The sequence below is a fragment of the Vibrio sp. 10N.261.52.A1 genome, from assembly GCF_002876325.1.
GTDB classification, from domain to species: Bacteria; Pseudomonadota; Gammaproteobacteria; order Enterobacterales; family Vibrionaceae; genus Vibrio; species Vibrio chagasii.
On record NZ_MCYD01001136.1, the window covers coordinates 1 to 16577 of the forward strand.

A 16577-nucleotide genomic window follows, 5' to 3' on the forward strand; every position below is an offset into this window, starting at 1 on the left:
CTCAGTCTCATGATGAAAACTCCAAATGAGGTGCATGAAAAAAGCCAACAGCCGGCGCTGTTGGCTTAGTAAAAAACTGTCAACGTATTTTAGGACGAGACAGTTACAACCTAAGTCGTGCTCTAAGCTAGCAGACTATGGGCGGTAAACCTTAACGTTCTTAAAGCCCTGCTCTTGCAGGTAAAGCGCTTGCAAACGGCTCATAACACCACGGTCACAGTACAGTAGGTACTCTTTACCTTGGTCTAGATCGCCAAATTGCGTCGCTAGCTTGTAGAAAGGCAGGTGTTTTACATCAACGCCATCGATTTCTAATGGGCTTTCGTCTTCTTCGTCTGGGCTACGAATATCAAGAACGATAGCGTGCTCAGCCACAGCTTGAACCTGTTCCACTTCTGGAGCTTGCTCTTGGCTCTCTTTCTCAATATCACGGATATCCATAACACGAGCGTTCTCGATCACTTGCTCTAGCACTTCAAAGTTAAACTTAGCTTCTTCTGCTTCAAGTTTACCTTTCTTCGCTTTCACTGTTGGCTTCTTAGAGATAACACCACAGTATTCAGGCATTACTTTCGCAAAGTCTTCAGTGCCAATCTCGCGCGCAAGGTCGATGATGTCTTCTTTATCCCAGTTGATAAGTGGACGAAGGATCAACGTGTCCGTTACGTTATCAATATGACGCAGGTTAGTTAGCGTTTGGCTTGATACCTGACCTAGTGCCTCACCAGTAACCAATGCTTCGATCTTGAACTTGTCTGCAACCATGCCACCAGCACGCATGAACATACGCTTAAGAACCACGCCCATTTGGCCGTCTTCTACGTTCTCAAGGATTTCAGCAACAACCGGTTCGAAATCTACAGAGATGAACTTCACTTTTGCCGAAGAACCGTACTTGTTCCATAGGTAGTGAGCCACTTGCTTAACGCCAATCTCGTGCGCAGGACCGCCAAGGTTGAAGAAACAGTAGTGAACTTTAGAGCCACGTTTGATGTGTAGGTAGCTTGATACGCCAGAATCAAAACCACCAGAGATCAAGCTCAGTAGGTCTTCTTGAGTACCTAGAGGGAAACCACCAAGGCCTTTGTGACGCGCCAGAACTTGGTTCAGTTTGTCATTAGCGACTTCAACTTTAACCGTTACTTCTGGATCTTTCAGCTTAACGCGTGCCGACTCAACCGCTTGGTTCAAACCGCCACCTACGTAGCGCTCAAGCTCGATAGACGTGAACTCATGCTTACCACGACGCTTAGCACGAACAGAGAAAGTTTTACCTTCAATGTCAGCACGGCTGCGCTCTAAAACTTGCTCGTAAATATCGTGCAAGTCTTTGAAGTCTGACTGTTGTACTTCTAAAGAGTGGTGAATACCAGGAGTGTGAGTAAGAGCCTCTAGCACTTCTGTGTAGTACTTATCACTCTCAGACGTCACTTCGATATGGTCACGACGGTTAAATACCGCAACACCTTCACAGCGACGCTGAATAACGTTACGAATGTTGCACTCTAGAATCCTTGTGAAGCGCTTACGCACCGATTCACTTTTTACAAAAATTTCCGGATGGGGCTTAACAATAAATTTCATAGTACGTTCACAACATTAATGTTCAAAATTTTAAAAGGCTCTTCGCCAAGTAAATTGGAGAATTTACGCAGCACTTGAAGCAAGAGTAGATCATATCTAAATCTAAGGGCGCGAATTATACATGAGAAAGTGAAACAAGGAAAAGAGTGCTTGCTTTGGCACCAGTAATAAATACACACCCTATTAAAAATAGCATGCTTACTCACGGTCGGCATTCTTATAGATAGATAGGTAGATAGGTAGATAGGTAGATAGGTAGATAGGTAGATAGGTAGATAGGTAGATAGGTAGATAAGCCAACCACTCACCACATAAATAAAAAGCCCAACTTCATCATAAGGTTGGGCTTTCTGGTTAATTTAATAAGTCAGCTTAACTCGTAGCTCGGTACTATTCAGAAATCACTGGAACTTCATCGCTGTAAAGTGGCTCACCTTGCATGATACTGATCTCGACGCGACGGTTCAGGCTGCGCTGCCATTCAGTATCGTTAGGCTCTACTGGCTCTGTATCCGCCATACCACGTACTCTCAAACGTTGATGAGAGAATCCGCGAACCTTTTCCATCTCTTGAGCAACAGATACCGCTCGCTGAGATGACAGATCCCAATTCGAGCGATACAGCTCAGAATCAAGACGTTGATTATCAGTGTGACCTGAGATTCGAACAATGCCCGGAACATCTTTCACCAATTCAGCCACCTGTCTCACCAAAGGTCGAAACTTAGGCTGTAAGAAAGCAGAGCCCGATGGGAATGCACCCTTCTCACGAATTCGAATCACAATCTGTTGGCCTAGATTTTCCACCTCAATCGCGCCTTGGTCGATCTCTCGTTCCAACGCCTTCTTGATGCTTTCCATCAAGGTTTCCATCTCTTGAGATTGAGCTTCGGCTTGCTGTTGCTGTTGGTCTGACTCAGAGTTTTGGTTGTCGTGAGTCGATACCTCTGGCGACTTGCCTCCAGTCATCTTGCCTTGGTCACGCATGGTACCACCAGCGCGCTCAGATTCACCTTCATGAAATTCCAACGTCTGCTGAGTGATATCTATCGTTTGCTGCATGATCACATCAATCGGCGTAGGCTCTGGACGACCAGGGCGAAACTCTTGCGCAATGATGCTAGTCCCTTTTGGGATGTCTTTTACTTCTAAACGGTTCTGTACACCAAATGCGAACTTCATCGAGCCAGCGATCTGTTTGAACTTCAGTACATCCATCTCAGAAAATGAGAGCAGAAGTACGAAGAAACACATCAGTAGTGACATCAAGTCAGCAAATGTTCCCATCCATTGAGGTAACCCCGGAGGAGGACATTTACATGGATTCTCTTCATCCATCTTCAACTCCTCTTACGCAGGTTCACCATCAATTGTACGCTTACCTTCATTTAGGTAGCTCTTCAGGTAACCATCAATAACTCGTGGGTTTTGACCATCTTGAATCGCTAACACACCGTCCATCACCAAACGACGGTTCAGTGTCTCTTGGTCACGACGCAGTGCAAGCTTGTCTGCGATAGGGAAAAACACCATGTTCGATAGAATTGCGCCATACAGCGTGGTTAAAAGTGCTACCGCCATCGCAGGGCCGATCGCTTTAGGGTCATCCATGTTCGAAAGCATGGCAACCAGACCTACCAAGGTACCGATCATCCCCATCGCAGGGGAAACATCACCAAATGCAGAAAACACCTTCGCCCCCTGTTCATGACGTTCTGTCGTTAGCGCAATATCTTTTTGCAATGCTGCACGCACTACATCACCATCATGACCATCGACTAACAGGTCTATGCCCTTTTGCATAAAGCTGTTGCTGATTTCCATCTCTTCCAGAGCTAAGAAACCACCTTTACGTGCTGCGTCCGCCATTTCAACAATCTTAGCGATAAGGTCTTCAGGCTCATCGGCTTTAAACATAAATGCTTTGCCGGCAATTTTAGCCGCGCCAAAGAACTGTCCCATGGTGAACTTCATTAGAACAACAAACGTTGAACCACCAATCACGATCAAAATGGATGTCGTGTCATAGAACATCCCGAGGCTTCCACCTAGGATCATTGCCATGATTACAAAGGCAAATCCACCAATCAAACCTATTAGGGTTGCTAAATCCACTGAGCACTCCTCATGCTTTTTTGTAGCTCTATGTCGACGATAATTCTTTTATCGGCAAGACTATAAGATCTTTTAGTAAATTCTTGGCCTAAGTATCACACTTTTGCTTTTTGTATCACAACTATTACCCGCTTCCCCGTTCTCGAACTGTCATAAACTCGAGAAAGGTAGGGTTATTAAAGGAAAGTGGCTTCAAGCCTCTTAAAAACGAACTTTCTAGCAAAATTTATTGGTTACATTTGACCATCTGAACGCCCTAGGGTAACGTTCGTTCATCTTTCCAAACGCAGATTTATTATGGCTACTAAGAAACCTGAAAATATGAGCTTTGAAGCGGCAATCGAAGAGCTCGATGGCTTGGTTGATCAACTAGAAAATGGTGATCTAGCTTTAGATGATGCGCTGAAAAAATTCGAACGAGGTATCTCCCTCGCTCGTGCAGGTCAAAGTAAACTAAACGATGCAGAACAACGTGTTAGCATCCTACTGCAAAATGACGAAAATGCAGAACTGAGTGACTTTAACCCACAACCAGAATAACGAATTGTATGAGATCCCCTATGATCGAGACTTTATTGTCTTATCAAGCACGTAATAACGAGCAACTGAACCTTTGGCTTGACCGCCTGCCACACCAAAATCAGAACCTGATCAACGCAATGCGTTACGGGTTACTTTTAGGCGGCAAACGCGCGCGTCCATTTCTTGTCTACATTACAGGGGAAATGCTCGGTTGCACCGCGGAAGAACTCGATACTCCAGCTTCTGCAGTCGAATGTATTCATGCCTACTCTCTGATTCATGATGACCTTCCAGCAATGGACGACGATGAGCTGCGTCGTGGCCATCAGACCTGTCACATCAAATTCGATGAAGCGACCGCCATTTTAACGGGCGATGCCCTACAAACTCTGGCATTTACTATACTTGCTGAAGGCACATTAAGTGCTGACGGGGAAAGCAATCGCGTTAGAATGATTCAACGCCTAGCTGAAGCCTCTGGTGCTCAAGGTATGTGTATCGGTCAGGCACTCGATATCGAAGCTGAAAACCGCGCAGTGACTCTTGAAGAGCTGGAAGAAGTTCACCGCAATAAAACTGGTGCTCTTATGAAGAGTGCAATCCGTTTAGGTGCGCTAGCTGCAGGTGAAAAAGCGTTCGAGGTGCTGCCTCAATTAGATAAGTACGCAGATGCCATCGGATTAGCCTTCCAAGTTCAAGACGATATCTTGGATATCATTGGCGACACCGAAACTTTGGGTAAACCACAGGGCTCTGACCAAGATTTGAACAAAAGCACCTACCCTTCTTTGCTAGGTTTAGAGGGCGCTCAAGAAAAAGCGCAATCTCTACTGCAGGAAGCGCTTCAAGCTTTGGCCGCGATCCCATACAATACCCAGTTACTCGAAGAGTTCGCCCGATACGTCATCGAGCGCAAGAACTAAGACAATAAGCGCGCATTACCTATGACTCTTGATATATCAAAGTACCCAACTCTTGCTTTGGCTGATAAGCCAGAGGATTTGCGTCTTCTCCCAAAAGAGACGCTGACACAGCTTTGTGATGAATTACGCACCTATCTTCTCAACTCAGTGAGCCAATCAAGTGGTCACTTAGCGTCAGGCTTAGGTACGGTAGAGCTCACTGTCGCTCTGCACTATGTGTACAACACGCCTTTTGACCAATTGGTTTGGGATGTTGGCCACCAAGCATACCCGCACAAAATTCTTACCGGTCGCCGTGACCGCCTGTCGACTATCCGCCAAAAAGACGGACTGCACCCATTCCCATGGCGTGAAGAGAGCGAGTACGACACCCTTTCTGTTGGTCACTCTTCAACATCGATCAGTGCTGCACTCGGCATGGCGATCAGTGCCAAGAAAGAAGGTAAGAACCGTAAAGTTGTGAGCGTGATTGGTGACGGTGCGATTACTGCTGGTATGGCATTTGAAGCCATGAACCACGCAGGCGATGTTCACAATGACATGCTGGTTATCCTAAACGATAACGAGATGTCTATCTCTGAAAACGTAGGTGCGCTTAACAACCACCTAGCTCAAGTTCTTTCTGGCAGTCTTTACACGTCTATTCGTGAGGGCGGCAAGAAAGTGCTATCTGGCGTTCCGCCGATTAAAGAGCTAGTTCGTCGTACAGAAGAACATCTGAAAGGCATGGTTGTTCCAGGTACCATGTTTGAAGAGCTCGGCTTTAACTACATCGGCCCAGTAGACGGCCACGATGTAAACGAGCTGATTAAAACGCTTAAGAACATGAGAGATCTAAAAGGTCCTCAGTTCCTGCATATCATGACCAAGAAAGGTAAAGGCTACGAGCCAGCAGAGAAAGATCCAATTGGTTACCACGGTGTGCCTAAATTCGATCCTGCACACTCAAGCTTGCCTAAGAGCACCAGCTCTAAGCCAACGTTCTCAAAGATTTTTGGTGACTTCCTATGTGATATGGCAGCGCAAGATCCTAAGCTGATGGCGATCACGCCAGCCATGCGTGAAGGTTCTGGCATGGTACGTTTCTCTAAAGAATACCCAGATCAATACTTCGATGTAGCAATTGCAGAGCAACACGCCGTGACGCTAGCAACTGGTATGGCGATTGCGGGTGATAAGCCGATTGTGGCTATCTACTCGACATTCCTACAACGCGGCTACGATCAACTGATCCACGATGTGGCTATCATGGATCTACCGGTTATGTTCGCGATTGACCGTGCAGGTCTTGTGGGTGCCGATGGTCAGACACACCAAGGTGCGTTCGACTTGAGCTTCATGCGCTGCATTCCAAACATGGTGATCATGGCACCAAGCGACGAAAACGAATGTCGCCAAATGCTCTACACTGGCCACCAGCACAATGGACCAAGTGCGGTTCGCTACCCTCGTGGTAATGGTATGGGCACAGAAATCCAAAGTGAGTTTACTGCACTTGAGATTGGTAAAGGTCGTATTGTTCGTGAAAGCTCAAAAGCAAAAGATGGCGCTAAGGTTGCTATCCTAAGCTTTGGTACTTTCCTAGAAAATGCACTTCAAGCTGCTGATGCAATGGATGCCACCGTTGCAGACATGCGCTTTGTTAAGCCTCTAGATGAAGCTTTAATCAAACAACTTGTCGCTGACCACGATGTACTGGTGACAATCGAAGAAAATGCGATTGCCGGTGGTGCCGGTGCTGGTGTAATTGAGTTCTTGATGCAAGAGAAACTGCTAATGCCAGTACTGAACCTTGGCCTACCTGACAAGTTCATTGCTCAAGGCACTCAAGGTGAGCTGCATGAAGAGCTAGGCTTAGACGCGAAAGGTATTGAGAACTCTATCTCTGACTACCTTGCTAAATAGCTTTCAGTAGCAAACTGCATAAGCAACAAAACAAAAAAAGGTTGGCCCTAGGGTCAACCTTTTTAGTATCCGCTAACTCATTAGCTAGCTACTGTTTAAGTCAGTTGTTACAGCAAATTAGCAGCACGGCTTAAGAACAGGCGCGTCGTAATTCTCTGGTTCATCAGAGTAGATAGCAACATTAAAGTTCTCAACTAAACCTGTTTCATCAACACACTGCTCTTGGAAGAACTGTTGAATTTCACGGCGTTGGCAGTGCGCTTCAAACGCTTCGTTATCCGCCCAGATTTCGTTGAAAGCAATCGGGAAGCTCTGACCTTCAGCAAACGGGCTCTGAATGTGGCGAGTTACTGTGTATTGAATACAGCCATCTTCACGCAGAGTGTTTGGCTCTAGTGCTTTTAATACCTCAAACAGCTCGTTCAGTTTGCCTTCTTTCGGCTGAAATTGAGCGATGCAGTAAACCTTCTTAGACATTGTAATTCCTTGTTTTATCTTTATTTAAACTAGCCAACCTGCGAAGTGGGCCACAGCATATAGCGAAATAGCCGCCATAATACCTGCCACAATATCATCAATCATGATGCCTAAACCGCCATGAACTCGGGCATCTAACCAGCCAATCGGCCACGGTTTTACCATGTCGAAGAAGCGGAATAGAACAAAGCCCGTCAACAACCATTTCCAATCATCGGCAGGAATGCTCAACATTGGCACTAGGCTCATGGTGATCCAAAAGCCTGCAAACTCATCCCATACGATAGAGCCATGATCATGTACGCCCATATCATCTGAGGTCACTTGGCAGATCTTGATACCAATAATGCAGCTTATCACGACCACCGCGACATAAGCCGGGAACGGCAATTGAACCAATAATAGGTACAGAGGAATCGAGGCGAGTGTACCCATGGTTCCAGGAATAATAGGCGATAAGCCACTGCCAAAACCCGTTGCTAGAAAGTGCCAAGGGTTTTTAAGAGAGATTGCAGATAGTGGGTTTGTCATCAATTAACCTTAAAGTGATCGTAACCGGTTAAGCTCCAGCTCAGCGGTTCACCATTATTGTGTAGTTCAAAGTATTCTACAGGTCTTATTTGACCAATACAGGTGACTTTTGTTCCAGTGTGTGACAAAGCACTTTCCAATGAACCTTTATTCTCTTCTGGCACGGTAAAGCAAAGCTCATACTCCTCACCACTGGTCAGTGCATACTGCTGCGCCGTAGCGATATCTGGGGCAAACTGGCGTAATTCAGGGGAGATAGGCAAGGTACTCACATCGATGCTTGCACCAACCTCTGAGCGCTTAAGGATATGTTTCAAATCCGAGATGACACCATCTGAGATATCAATAGCCGATGAAGCAAGATTGACAAGCGCTTGGCCAGCTAACACTCGTGGAGAGCTAATGTAGTGTCTCTCTTCAAGCTCTTTCGCATACGGCTTAGCTTGGTTTGTTGTTGGATCTAATAGAACCTCTAGACCTGCCTTGCTATCGCCTAAATTACCTGTCACGTAAATCCAATCCCCGACTTTCGCGCCATCTCTACGTAGGGCTTTCCCTTCTGGCACAAAGCCTTGTACCGTCAATGTTAGGCTCAGCGGCCCCTTTGTAGTGTCACCACCAATTAACTGAATACCAAAGTAGTCTGCAAGTTTGAAAAAAGAGTCGCAGAACGGCGCTAGCCAAGCTTCATCTACTTCAGGCATGGTTAAGGCAAAAGAGACCCACGCCGGCGTTGCACCCATCGCAGCCAGATCACTGATGTTTGAAGCCAATGCTTTGTGCGCGATCCAAGCTGGGTTTGCTTCTGCTAAGAAGTGAGTACCCGCCACTAAGGTATCGGTGCTGATCGCTATCTCAACATTGCTTGGGGCTTTCACCAAAGCGCAGTCATCACCGGCGGCGAGGTGCACGTCTTTACGTTGAGGCTGTCGGTTTACGAAATATTTATCGATTAGGTTGAATTCACCAGACATCACATGCCCTATCTTTGGAATTTACTAACAAAAAAGGCCAGCATGAAAGCTGACCTTTAGATTCAATATACGTAGAGATTACTTCTTACGTACGTGTGGCGCTGCTTTATCAAGCACACCATTCACAAACTTATGGCTGTCTTCTGCTGCGAATACTTTCGCAAGCTCGATAGCTTCGTTGATAACCACTTTGTATGGTACATCTTCGCGACGAGTCATCTCGTACATAGCTAAACGTAGAAGCGCTAGTTCCATCAGATCCAGATCTTGCATCGGGCGAGATACGAATGGACGAAGCTTGCTATCAAGTTCCATGTGACTAAGAGCAACACCAGTTAGTAGGTCGCGGAAGTATGCAACGTCTGTTTCTGGCATAGCAAGTGCAGGTTCTGCAGCATGATGTTCTTCTTCATCATACTTACCACCAGATAAGAACTGTTCTTCAACGGTAGCAATATTTTCTTTAGTAATTTGCCAAGAATAAATTGCTTGTAGAGCAAATTGACGTGCGTTACGACGTGCGGCTGGTTTCACACTGGCCCCCATTAGGAATCGATTTCAGAAAGAACGTTGATCATCTCAAGTGCGCTTAGTGCAGCTTCTGCACCTTTATTACCAGCCTTGGTTCCTGCGCGTTCAATAGCTTGATCGATCGTATCAACAGTTAGTACGCCGAATGCTACAGGAAGAGAATATTCCAGAGACACTTGCGCCAAACCTTTATTACATTCACTACAAACATAGTCAAAATGAGGCGTACCGCCACGAATTACTGTACCAAGAGATACAATCGCGTCGAACTTACCTGTTTTTGCAACGCGTTGCGCTACAAGTGGAAGTTCTACTGCACCAGGACAACGAACAACAGTGATGTTGTCTTCGCTTACTTGTCCGTGACGTTTTAAAGTATCGATTGCACCAGAAAGTAAACTTTCGTTAATAAAACTGTTGAAACGAGCAATAACGATAGCAATTTTTGCATTTGGCGCTGGGAAGCCACCCTCGATCACTTTCATAAGCCTTCCTTTAACTATTTTCATCAAGTGAGAATCGCCGGATTCTAGCATAAAACTGTGAGCAATATCTAATGCTAATTTAGAAGAACAGACACCGGAGATGTAAAGATGATAACCAAGCCTCGCTCCCAACCATTTGGGAACAGCAAGTCGCTAAGCGCCAACGTTTGACACGACAAAAGTCAGGCTCAGCGACTTGGCTCTTTTGGTCCTACTTCGAACCAAAAGAGCCTCTCAAATCATCATAGATTTATGTTGTTATAAACCAGTATGTAAGTAGTTACTCACAAACGTATTCAACAACGTTAAGACCAAAACCACCAAGAGCGTGGTAACGCTTGGTGCTTGAAGACAATAGGCGCATATCATGAACACCTAGGTCTTGTAGAATTTGAGAACCGACACCAACGCGACGAGAAGTACCTTGCTTCTTAGCCATGGTTGGTTGCTCGTTCTTATCTTGAGCTTCGAATGTCTTCACTTTGTGAATCAAAGAGTCAGACGACTCTTCGTTGCCCAGAATAACCAACACACCACCTTCGTCGCCAATGCGCTTCATCGCCTTATCTAGCGACCAGCTGCGCTCAGTACCACGATCAGAATGTAGCAGATCGGTGAAGGTATCATGCAGGTGAACACGAACCAGTGGCGCTTCACCCGTTAGGTCACCTTTTTGCATTGCGTAATGGATTTGATTATCGATAGTGTCACGGTAAGTCACAAGCTCAAAGTCACCGAACTCAGTCGGTAGATGACACTGTGCAACACGCTCAATCGTGGTTTCTGTGTTGTTACGGTATTCGATCAAGTCAGCAATAGTACCTAGCTTGATATCGTGCTTTTCAGCGAACACTTCAAGATCAGGGCGGCGAGCCATAGTGCCGTCGTCATTTAGGATCTCAACGATAACCGATGCAGGCTCACAACCCGCTAAACGTGCTAAATCACAGCCCGCTTCAGTGTGACCAGCGCGAGTTAGAACACCACCCTCTTGTGCTGTTAGAGGGAAGATGTGACCAGGTTGAACAAGGTCAGCCGCTTTTGCATCTTTCGCAACAGCCGCTTGAACCGTCACAGCGCGGTCAGACGCAGAAATACCCGTAGTTACACCCTCTGCCGCTTCAATCGAAACGGTAAAGTTAGTGGTGTACTGTGCGTTGTTGTCTTGAACCATAGGCGCAAGACCCATGCGGCTTGAACGCTCTTTAGTCAAGGTTAGGCAGATTAAACCACGACCGTACATCGCCATGAAGTTAATCGCTTCTGGCGTCACATGTTCTGCTGCCATGATCAGATCGCCTTCATTTTCGCGATCTTCATCATCCATCAGGATAACCATTTTTCCTAGGCGAATGTCTTCAATAATTTCTTGAGGAGTACTAATTGGCATTGTTCTATATCCTTTGAAATGGTTCTGCTTCCTAGAACCGACACTATTTAAACCTGATGATATTGCTTCGCTCTACAAAGTGACGCTCAGCGCACTTCATATCAACGATTAGGCAAAACCATTCTGTTGTAAGAATTCCATCGTCAATCGAGATTCAGGTTCAGACTCTTGTTGCTGACCTTGCAGTAGCCGCTCCATGTAGCGCGCTAACACATCCACTTCTAGATTCACTTTACGACCAACATGGAATTGATCGATGGTGGTTTCTGAAGAGGTATGAGGAACAATCGTCAGCTTAAATGCATTCTTACGTAAATCGTTCACAGTAAGACTAATGCCATCGACAGTAATCGAGCCTTTTTGAGCAACGTACTTTGATATTTCAGCGGGCATTTCGACCCAGAATTCAATAGCACGGCCTACTTGATTGCGTTCAACAATCTCACCCACGCCATCCACGTGACCCGATACGATATGACCACCGAAACGTGTCGTTGGTAGCATCGCTTTCTCTAGGTTCACTTTGTCACCCGCTTGGTAATCAACAAAGCCCGTTTTTTTCAGGGTCTCAAGTGACAAATCTGCACTGTAGCTGTGGTCATTGAATTCGACGACCGTCAAACACACACCGTTGGTTGCGATGCTATCGCCTAACTGAACGTCGGCCATATCAAGCTTACCCACGTTAACCGTTACGGTAATGTCTTCTCCGCGGGGAGTGATTGCACTCAATGTACCTACGGCTTCTACAATTCCTGTAAACATTTTAAAACTCTTTTTGTTGTCAACGACATGTATGTAGTTGGAGTGACTATTTCGAGATTGGTTTAGCCACGATGCGAATATCCACACCAACCTGTCGAACATCTTTAATTTCTAGGTCAATAACATCAGACATCGAAGTGAGCCCTAACGCGCCCATCAAACCTCTTCCGTCACTGCCCATAAGTTTAGGGGCTAAATAGAGGATTAGCTCATCCACCAGCTGTGCTTCAATCAAGCTTTTTGCCAATGTTGCACCCGCTTCGACCCAAATATGGTCGATATGATTGGCAGGTAATTGGCACATCAGCTCGTGCAAATCCAGCTGACCTGTCTCAGTGGTGCCGATCTCAATGTCCGCAGACGCCTCTGCGACTCTTAATACGGGTGTTGGCGATTGGTATAACTTGAGCTCAGGGCGCAGTTGGTTTTGACGATCAAGAATCACACGAACAGGCTGACGCACATCAGCTTCAGCGTAATGAGCTTGTGCACTACTTGGTAATTCAGCCCAGCGAACATTCAGTGAAGCGTTATCATCAATCACCGTTTGGCTGGTTGATAATACTGCGCCCGCCTTTGCTCGATAATTTTGAACATCACGACGCGCTGCTGGCGATGTGATCCATTGGCTCTGACCATTTGCTAGTGCCGTTTGCCCATCGAGGCTAGCTGCCATCTTAAGCTGAACAAAAGGCATGCCTGTTTGCATGCGCTTAATAAATGCTGGGTTCAAGTCTAAAGCATCTTGCTCCAGTAAACCGATTTCAACCTCAATGCCTGCATCACGCAGCATTTTGATGCCACGTCCAGCGACTTTCGGGTTTGGATCCTGCATCGCGCAAATGACTTTAGCCACTTGAGCTTTAATCAAGCCCTCGGCACACGGTGGTGTACGACCATAATGAGAACAAGGCTCTAGTGTGACATAAACCGTCGCACCTTTTGCCTTATCACCCGCCATTCGCATGGCATGTACTTCAGCGTGAGGTTCACCCGCTTTGGCGTGAAAGCCTTCACCAACAATTTGTCCATCGGTTTGTACAATCACACAACCGACATTTGGGTTTGGCGCAGTGGTGTAAATGCCGCGTTTCGCTAAATGGATAGCGCGCGACATCATTTGAAAATCTAGGGGAGAAAAGTTAGACATGACTGAGGGATTAATCCTCTAATTTAGCGATTTCTTCGCCAAACTCTCGAATGTCTTCAAAGCTGCGGTAAACAGAAGCAAAACGGATGTACGCGACTTTGTCTAATTCTTTTAATTGGCTCATGACTAGGTTGCCAATCATTTCGCTTGGAACTTCACGCTCACCTGTTGCACGGAGTTGTGACTTAATATTACTGATAGCAAGTTCGATCGCATCAGCACTCACAGGGCGTTTTTCCAGAGCACGTTGCACGCCACCGACCATCTTATCTTCATTAAACGGTTCGCGGTTTCCATTCGACTTAATGACTTTCGGCATCACGAGTTCTGCCGATTCGAACGTAGTGAAACGCTCGCTACATGCAAGGCATTGACGGCGACGACGAACCTGATGGCCATCAGCAACCAGTCTTGAATCGATTACTTTAGTGTCGTTCTCTGAACAAAAAGGACAATGCATATCACCTCCAAATAATTGATTGTCAGTGTAACGGAATTGCCAAACGTTAGGAAAGAAAAAGGGCCAATTAAGGCCCTTTTGTGTGCTGATTCATTGATTATTGCTACGCGATAGCAATTTTTAAAATGAGCTGCAGAGTAAAGCTAACGAGAAACGTTAACCGCGAACAAGATAATTCGCTTTACCCACCCACTTGTAGCTGGTCAGCTCTTCTAAGCCCATAGGACCACGAGCGTGCAGTTTCTGAGTAGAGACTGCTACTTCTGCGCCTAGACCAAACTGTGCGCCATCAGTAAAGCGAGTTGATGCATTCACATACACGGCTGCAGAGCCTACCGAGTTAATGAAACGCTCAGAGCTTTCTAAACTATTAGTCATGATCGCATCTGAATGGCTCGCGTTATGTACGCGCATGTGGTCAATCGCTTCTGCAACATCCGCAACCACTTTTACGCCTAGTGTGTAGCTTAGCCATTCGGTGTCAAAGTCACCCTCACCTGCATCACGCACGTCAGTAAAATCGGCAAGAAGTGCCTTCGCGCTTGAGTCAGCTACTAATGTCACTTTATCCGCTAGACGTGTTTTAAGCTTACCAAGGAATTCCTCAGCTACCGCTTCATGAACAAGTAAAGTATCTAGTGAGTTACATGCTGATGGACGTTGTACTTTCGAGTTTTCAACCACATCGACAGACTTCTCAAGATCCGCGCTTTCATCAACGAAAATATGGCTAATACCGAAACCACCGATGATTACCGGGATAGTGCTGTTCTCTTTACACATCTTGTGCAGACCAGCGCCACCACGAGGAATGATCATATCTACGTAGTCATCTAGCTTAAGCAGCTGAGAAACAAGTTCACGATCTGGCTTTTCAATGTATTGAACAGAAGCAGCAGGAAGCTCTGCTTTCTCTAGTGCAGACTGGATAACTTTTACCAGTTCCATGTTCGAGAAGAAGGTCTCTTTACCACCACGCAAGATGCTTGCGTTACCCGTTTTCAGACACAGTGCCGCAATATCGATGGTTACGTTAGGACGCGCTTCATAGATAACACCAACCACACCAAGAGGTACACGACGACGAGACAGTGACATACCGTTTTCCAGTACTTTGCTGTCGATTTCGCTGCCCACAGGGTCATTCAGGCTAATAACGTTACGAACGTCATTAGCGATGCCCGTTAAGCGTTCTTCATTCAGAAGTAGACGGTCAAGCAGTGCATCCGTTAAACCTGCTTCGCGGCCCAGTTCGATGTCTTTTGCGTTCGCTTCTAGGATAGCGGCTGCATTTGCTTCTAACTCATCAGCGATGATCGCCAATGCCTTGTTCTTTTGCGCCGTTGATGCGGTCGCTAGGTGAAAAGCAGCTTCTTTTGCTGCTATACCCATGTTAGTTAAATCCACGTTTAACTCTCCCTAAATTCTGTCTGCCTTTAGATGAAAAAAGCGATGAGTACTACGTGCATCTAGTGAAAAAGCCAGATGCACCGTTCATCACCTTGTCATCTCGAACTATTCTTGGATAACGACAAGGTCGTCACGATGAATGACTTCTGACCCGTAATCGTAACCAAGGATGTCGCCAATATCTTTACTGTGCTTACCTGCTATTTTTGCTAGGTCTTGGCTTGAGTAGCTAGCGATACCACGCGCGACTACTTTGCCTTTGCCGTCTGTAACTTGGGTGACTTCACCACGAGAGAACTCGCCTTTAACTCGAACCACCCCTTTTGCCAACAAGCTGCTGCCTTTGGTGTTAACGGCATTCACCGCACCATCGTCAACCACGATGTCACCAGCAGAAGCTGGGCCCGCTAAAATCCAACGCTTGCGGTTTTCAAGCGCCTCGGCTAACGGTAAGAAACGTGTGCCTTGAGGATTGTCACTCAAAGAGTCAAACACCACATTTTCGGCGCTACCTGCTGCAATGATAACTTCAATACCTGCACGGCGAGCAATGTCCGCCGCCTGCAGTTTTGTCGCCATACCACCGGTACCTAAAGTCGTGCCACTACCGCCTGCAATTTTACGCAGCGTGTCATCAATGGTTTTTACTTCTTTGATGAGCTCTGCATTTGGATCTTTGCGAGGGTCTGCGGTAAATAGACCTTTTTGGTCTGTCAGTAACAAAAGCTTATCAGCGCCACATAAAATACCAACCAGTGCCGACAAGTTATCGTTGTCGCCTACTTTAATTTCGTTGGTCGCTACTGCATCGTTTTCATTCACGACAGGAATAATATCGTGTTCAACAAGTGCGTTGATCGTGTCACGAGCATTCAGAAAACGCTCACGGTCATCGAGATCAGCACGAGTCAGCAGCATCTGGCCAATCTTAAGGCCATAGATAGCGAATAAAGACTCCCAAACTTGAATCAACTGACTTTGCCCAACTGCAGCAAGCAACTGTTTGCTCGCCATTGAGTTGGGAAGTGCGGGGTAACCAAGGTGCTCACGTCCTGCTGCAATTGCGCCAGACGAAACCATAACCACAGAGTGGCCTTGTTTTTTTAATTCAGCACATTGACGAACCAGCTCAACCATATGAGCACGGTCTAATGCCAATGTTCCACCAGTTAAGACACTGGTACCCAGTTTAACAACGACAGTTTTACGCTGCGCTGTTGTCCCGCTTTGATGATTTGTTGTCATGAAGTCTTTTATGGATAAAACAAATAAGAGGTGATGTTTTAGCAATCAACAGGGGAATTCACAAGCAGAAAAGGTGCGAAATCGCACCTTTTTACTTTATATAGAAGAGT

The 16577-nt window shown here is 46.2% G+C and carries 17 protein-coding genes; 3 read left to right on the forward strand and 14 right to left on the reverse strand.

Annotated elements, in window-relative coordinates:
- Nucleotides 1-135: 135 nt before the first annotated feature.
- From thiI to pomA, 3 genes are all read right to left on the reverse strand, one after another.
- Nucleotides 136-1584, reverse strand: a complete 1449-nt coding sequence (gene thiI / locus BCT81_RS24295) for a tRNA uracil 4-sulfurtransferase ThiI (RefSeq protein WP_102426133.1) — start codon at nucleotides 1582-1584, stop codon at nucleotides 136-138.
- 390 nt (nucleotides 1585-1974) lie between these two features.
- Nucleotides 1975-2922, reverse strand: a complete 948-nt coding sequence (locus BCT81_RS24300) for a flagellar motor protein MotB (RefSeq protein WP_102426134.1) — start codon at nucleotides 2920-2922, stop codon at nucleotides 1975-1977.
- Nucleotides 2923-2934: 12 nt separating this feature from the next.
- Nucleotides 2935-3699 (reverse strand): flagellar motor protein PomA, encoded by a 765-nt coding sequence (gene pomA, locus BCT81_RS24305; RefSeq protein WP_004741515.1) that lies wholly within the window; start codon nucleotides 3697-3699, stop codon nucleotides 2935-2937.
- Between the two features lie 297 nt (nucleotides 3700-3996).
- On the opposite strand from pomA, the gene xseB reads away from it, so the two are divergent.
- From xseB to dxs, 3 genes are read left to right on the forward strand one after another with little or no spacing between them, the layout of a single operon-like run.
- The gene (gene xseB / locus BCT81_RS24310) at nucleotides 3997-4239 is read left to right on the forward strand and encodes an exodeoxyribonuclease VII small subunit (protein ID WP_004734405.1); all 243 of its coding nucleotides are present in this window, start codon (nucleotides 3997-3999) and stop codon (nucleotides 4237-4239) included.
- A 20-nt stretch (nucleotides 4240-4259) separates the two neighbouring features.
- Nucleotides 4260-5144 (forward strand): (2E,6E)-farnesyl diphosphate synthase, encoded by an 885-nt coding sequence (gene ispA, locus BCT81_RS24315; protein WP_004741514.1) that lies wholly within the window; start codon nucleotides 4260-4262, stop codon nucleotides 5142-5144.
- Nucleotides 5145-5165: 21 nt separating this feature from the next.
- Complete coding sequence (dxs, locus tag BCT81_RS24320) at nucleotides 5166-7049, forward strand: 1-deoxy-D-xylulose-5-phosphate synthase (RefSeq protein ID WP_102426135.1); 1884 nt, start codon at nucleotides 5166-5168, stop codon at nucleotides 7047-7049.
- 117 nt (nucleotides 7050-7166) lie between these two features.
- Here the strand turns inward: dxs and BCT81_RS24325 are convergent, their stop codons facing one another.
- The 11 genes from BCT81_RS24325 to proB all read right to left on the reverse strand — a co-directional run bounded on the left by BCT81_RS24325 (nucleotide 7167) and on the right by proB (nucleotide 16512).
- Nucleotides 7167-7526, reverse strand: a complete 360-nt coding sequence (locus tag BCT81_RS24325; protein WP_008218634.1) for a putative quinol monooxygenase — start codon at nucleotides 7524-7526, stop codon at nucleotides 7167-7169.
- 24 nt (nucleotides 7527-7550) lie between these two features.
- Entirely contained in the window at nucleotides 7551-8057 is a 507-nt protein-coding gene (pgpA, locus tag BCT81_RS24330) for a phosphatidylglycerophosphatase A (protein WP_102426136.1), read from the reverse strand.
- Nucleotides 8057-9031, reverse strand: a complete 975-nt coding sequence (gene thiL / locus BCT81_RS24335; protein ID WP_102426137.1) for a thiamine-phosphate kinase — start codon at nucleotides 9029-9031, stop codon at nucleotides 8057-8059. The genes pgpA and thiL overlap by 1 nt, the downstream gene beginning before the upstream one ends.
- A 78-nt stretch (nucleotides 9032-9109) precedes the next feature.
- Nucleotides 9110-9577: a transcription antitermination factor NusB gene (gene nusB, locus BCT81_RS24340; RefSeq protein ID WP_004734399.1), complete on the reverse strand. Its 468-nt coding sequence runs from the start codon at nucleotides 9575-9577 to the stop codon at nucleotides 9110-9112.
- Nucleotides 9577-10047, reverse strand: a complete 471-nt coding sequence (gene ribE / locus BCT81_RS24345; RefSeq protein WP_004741508.1) for a 6,7-dimethyl-8-ribityllumazine synthase — start codon at nucleotides 10045-10047, stop codon at nucleotides 9577-9579. The genes nusB and ribE overlap by 1 nt, the downstream gene beginning before the upstream one ends.
- A gap of 280 nt (nucleotides 10048-10327) precedes the next feature.
- Nucleotides 10328-11437 (reverse strand): bifunctional 3,4-dihydroxy-2-butanone-4-phosphate synthase/GTP cyclohydrolase II, encoded by a 1110-nt coding sequence (gene ribBA / locus BCT81_RS24350; RefSeq protein ID WP_102426138.1) that lies wholly within the window; start codon nucleotides 11435-11437, stop codon nucleotides 10328-10330.
- 108 nt (nucleotides 11438-11545) lie between these two features.
- Nucleotides 11546-12202, reverse strand: coding sequence for a riboflavin synthase (locus BCT81_RS24355; RefSeq protein WP_008218644.1), 657 nt, complete (start codon nucleotides 12200-12202; stop codon nucleotides 11546-11548).
- Nucleotides 12203-12248: 46 nt separating this feature from the next.
- Nucleotides 12249-13322: a bifunctional diaminohydroxyphosphoribosylaminopyrimidine deaminase/5-amino-6-(5-phosphoribosylamino)uracil reductase RibD gene (gene ribD / locus BCT81_RS24360; RefSeq protein ID WP_102426141.1), complete on the reverse strand. Its 1074-nt coding sequence runs from the start codon at nucleotides 13320-13322 to the stop codon at nucleotides 12249-12251.
- A gap of 40 nt (nucleotides 13323-13362) precedes the next feature.
- Nucleotides 13363-13812, reverse strand: a complete 450-nt coding sequence (gene nrdR / locus BCT81_RS24365; RefSeq protein WP_008218648.1) for a transcriptional regulator NrdR — start codon at nucleotides 13810-13812, stop codon at nucleotides 13363-13365.
- A gap of 156 nt (nucleotides 13813-13968) precedes the next feature.
- Nucleotides 13969-15219 carry a glutamate-5-semialdehyde dehydrogenase gene (locus BCT81_RS24370; protein WP_102426139.1) on the reverse strand — a complete coding sequence of 417 codons (1251 nt, stop codon included), beginning with the start codon at nucleotides 15217-15219 and terminating at the stop codon, nucleotides 13969-13971.
- A gap of 108 nt (nucleotides 15220-15327) precedes the next feature.
- Complete coding sequence (gene proB, locus BCT81_RS24375; protein WP_198596956.1) at nucleotides 15328-16512, reverse strand: glutamate 5-kinase; 1185 nt, start codon at nucleotides 16510-16512, stop codon at nucleotides 15328-15330.
- Nucleotides 16513-16577: the final 65 nt, after the last annotated feature.

Coding starts and splice junctions, on each gene's coding strand:
- thiI (WP_102426133.1), bottom strand. CDS start 1,584: ATGAAATTTATTGTTAAGCCCCATCCGGAAATTTTTGTAAAAAGTGAA.
- BCT81_RS24300 (WP_102426134.1), bottom strand. CDS start 2,922: ATGGATGAAGAGAATCCATGTAAATGTCCTCCTCCGGGGTTACCTCAA.
- xseB (WP_004734405.1), top strand. CDS start 3,997: ATGGCTACTAAGAAACCTGAAAATATGAGCTTTGAAGCGGCAATCGAA.
- ispA (WP_004741514.1), top strand. CDS start 4,260: ATGATCGAGACTTTATTGTCTTATCAAGCACGTAATAACGAGCAACTG.
- dxs (WP_102426135.1), top strand. CDS start 5,166: ATGACTCTTGATATATCAAAGTACCCAACTCTTGCTTTGGCTGATAAG.
- BCT81_RS24325 (WP_008218634.1), bottom strand. CDS start 7,526: ATGTCTAAGAAGGTTTACTGCATCGCTCAATTTCAGCCGAAAGAAGGC.
- pgpA (WP_102426136.1), bottom strand. CDS start 8,057: ATGACAAACCCACTATCTGCAATCTCTCTTAAAAACCCTTGGCACTTT.
- thiL (WP_102426137.1), bottom strand. CDS start 9,031: ATGTCTGGTGAATTCAACCTAATCGATAAATATTTCGTAAACCGACAG.
- nusB (WP_004734399.1), bottom strand. CDS start 9,577: ATGGGGGCCAGTGTGAAACCAGCCGCACGTCGTAACGCACGTCAATTT.
- ribE (WP_004741508.1), bottom strand. CDS start 10,047: ATGAAAGTGATCGAGGGTGGCTTCCCAGCGCCAAATGCAAAAATTGCT.
- ribBA (WP_102426138.1), bottom strand. CDS start 11,437: ATGCCAATTAGTACTCCTCAAGAAATTATTGAAGACATTCGCCTAGGA.
- BCT81_RS24355 (WP_008218644.1), bottom strand. CDS start 12,202: ATGTTTACAGGAATTGTAGAAGCCGTAGGTACATTGAGTGCAATCACT.
- ribD (WP_102426141.1), bottom strand. CDS start 13,322: ATGATGTCGCGCGCTATCCATTTAGCGAAACGCGGCATTTACACCACT.
- nrdR (WP_008218648.1), bottom strand. CDS start 13,812: ATGCATTGTCCTTTTTGTTCAGAGAACGACACTAAAGTAATCGATTCA.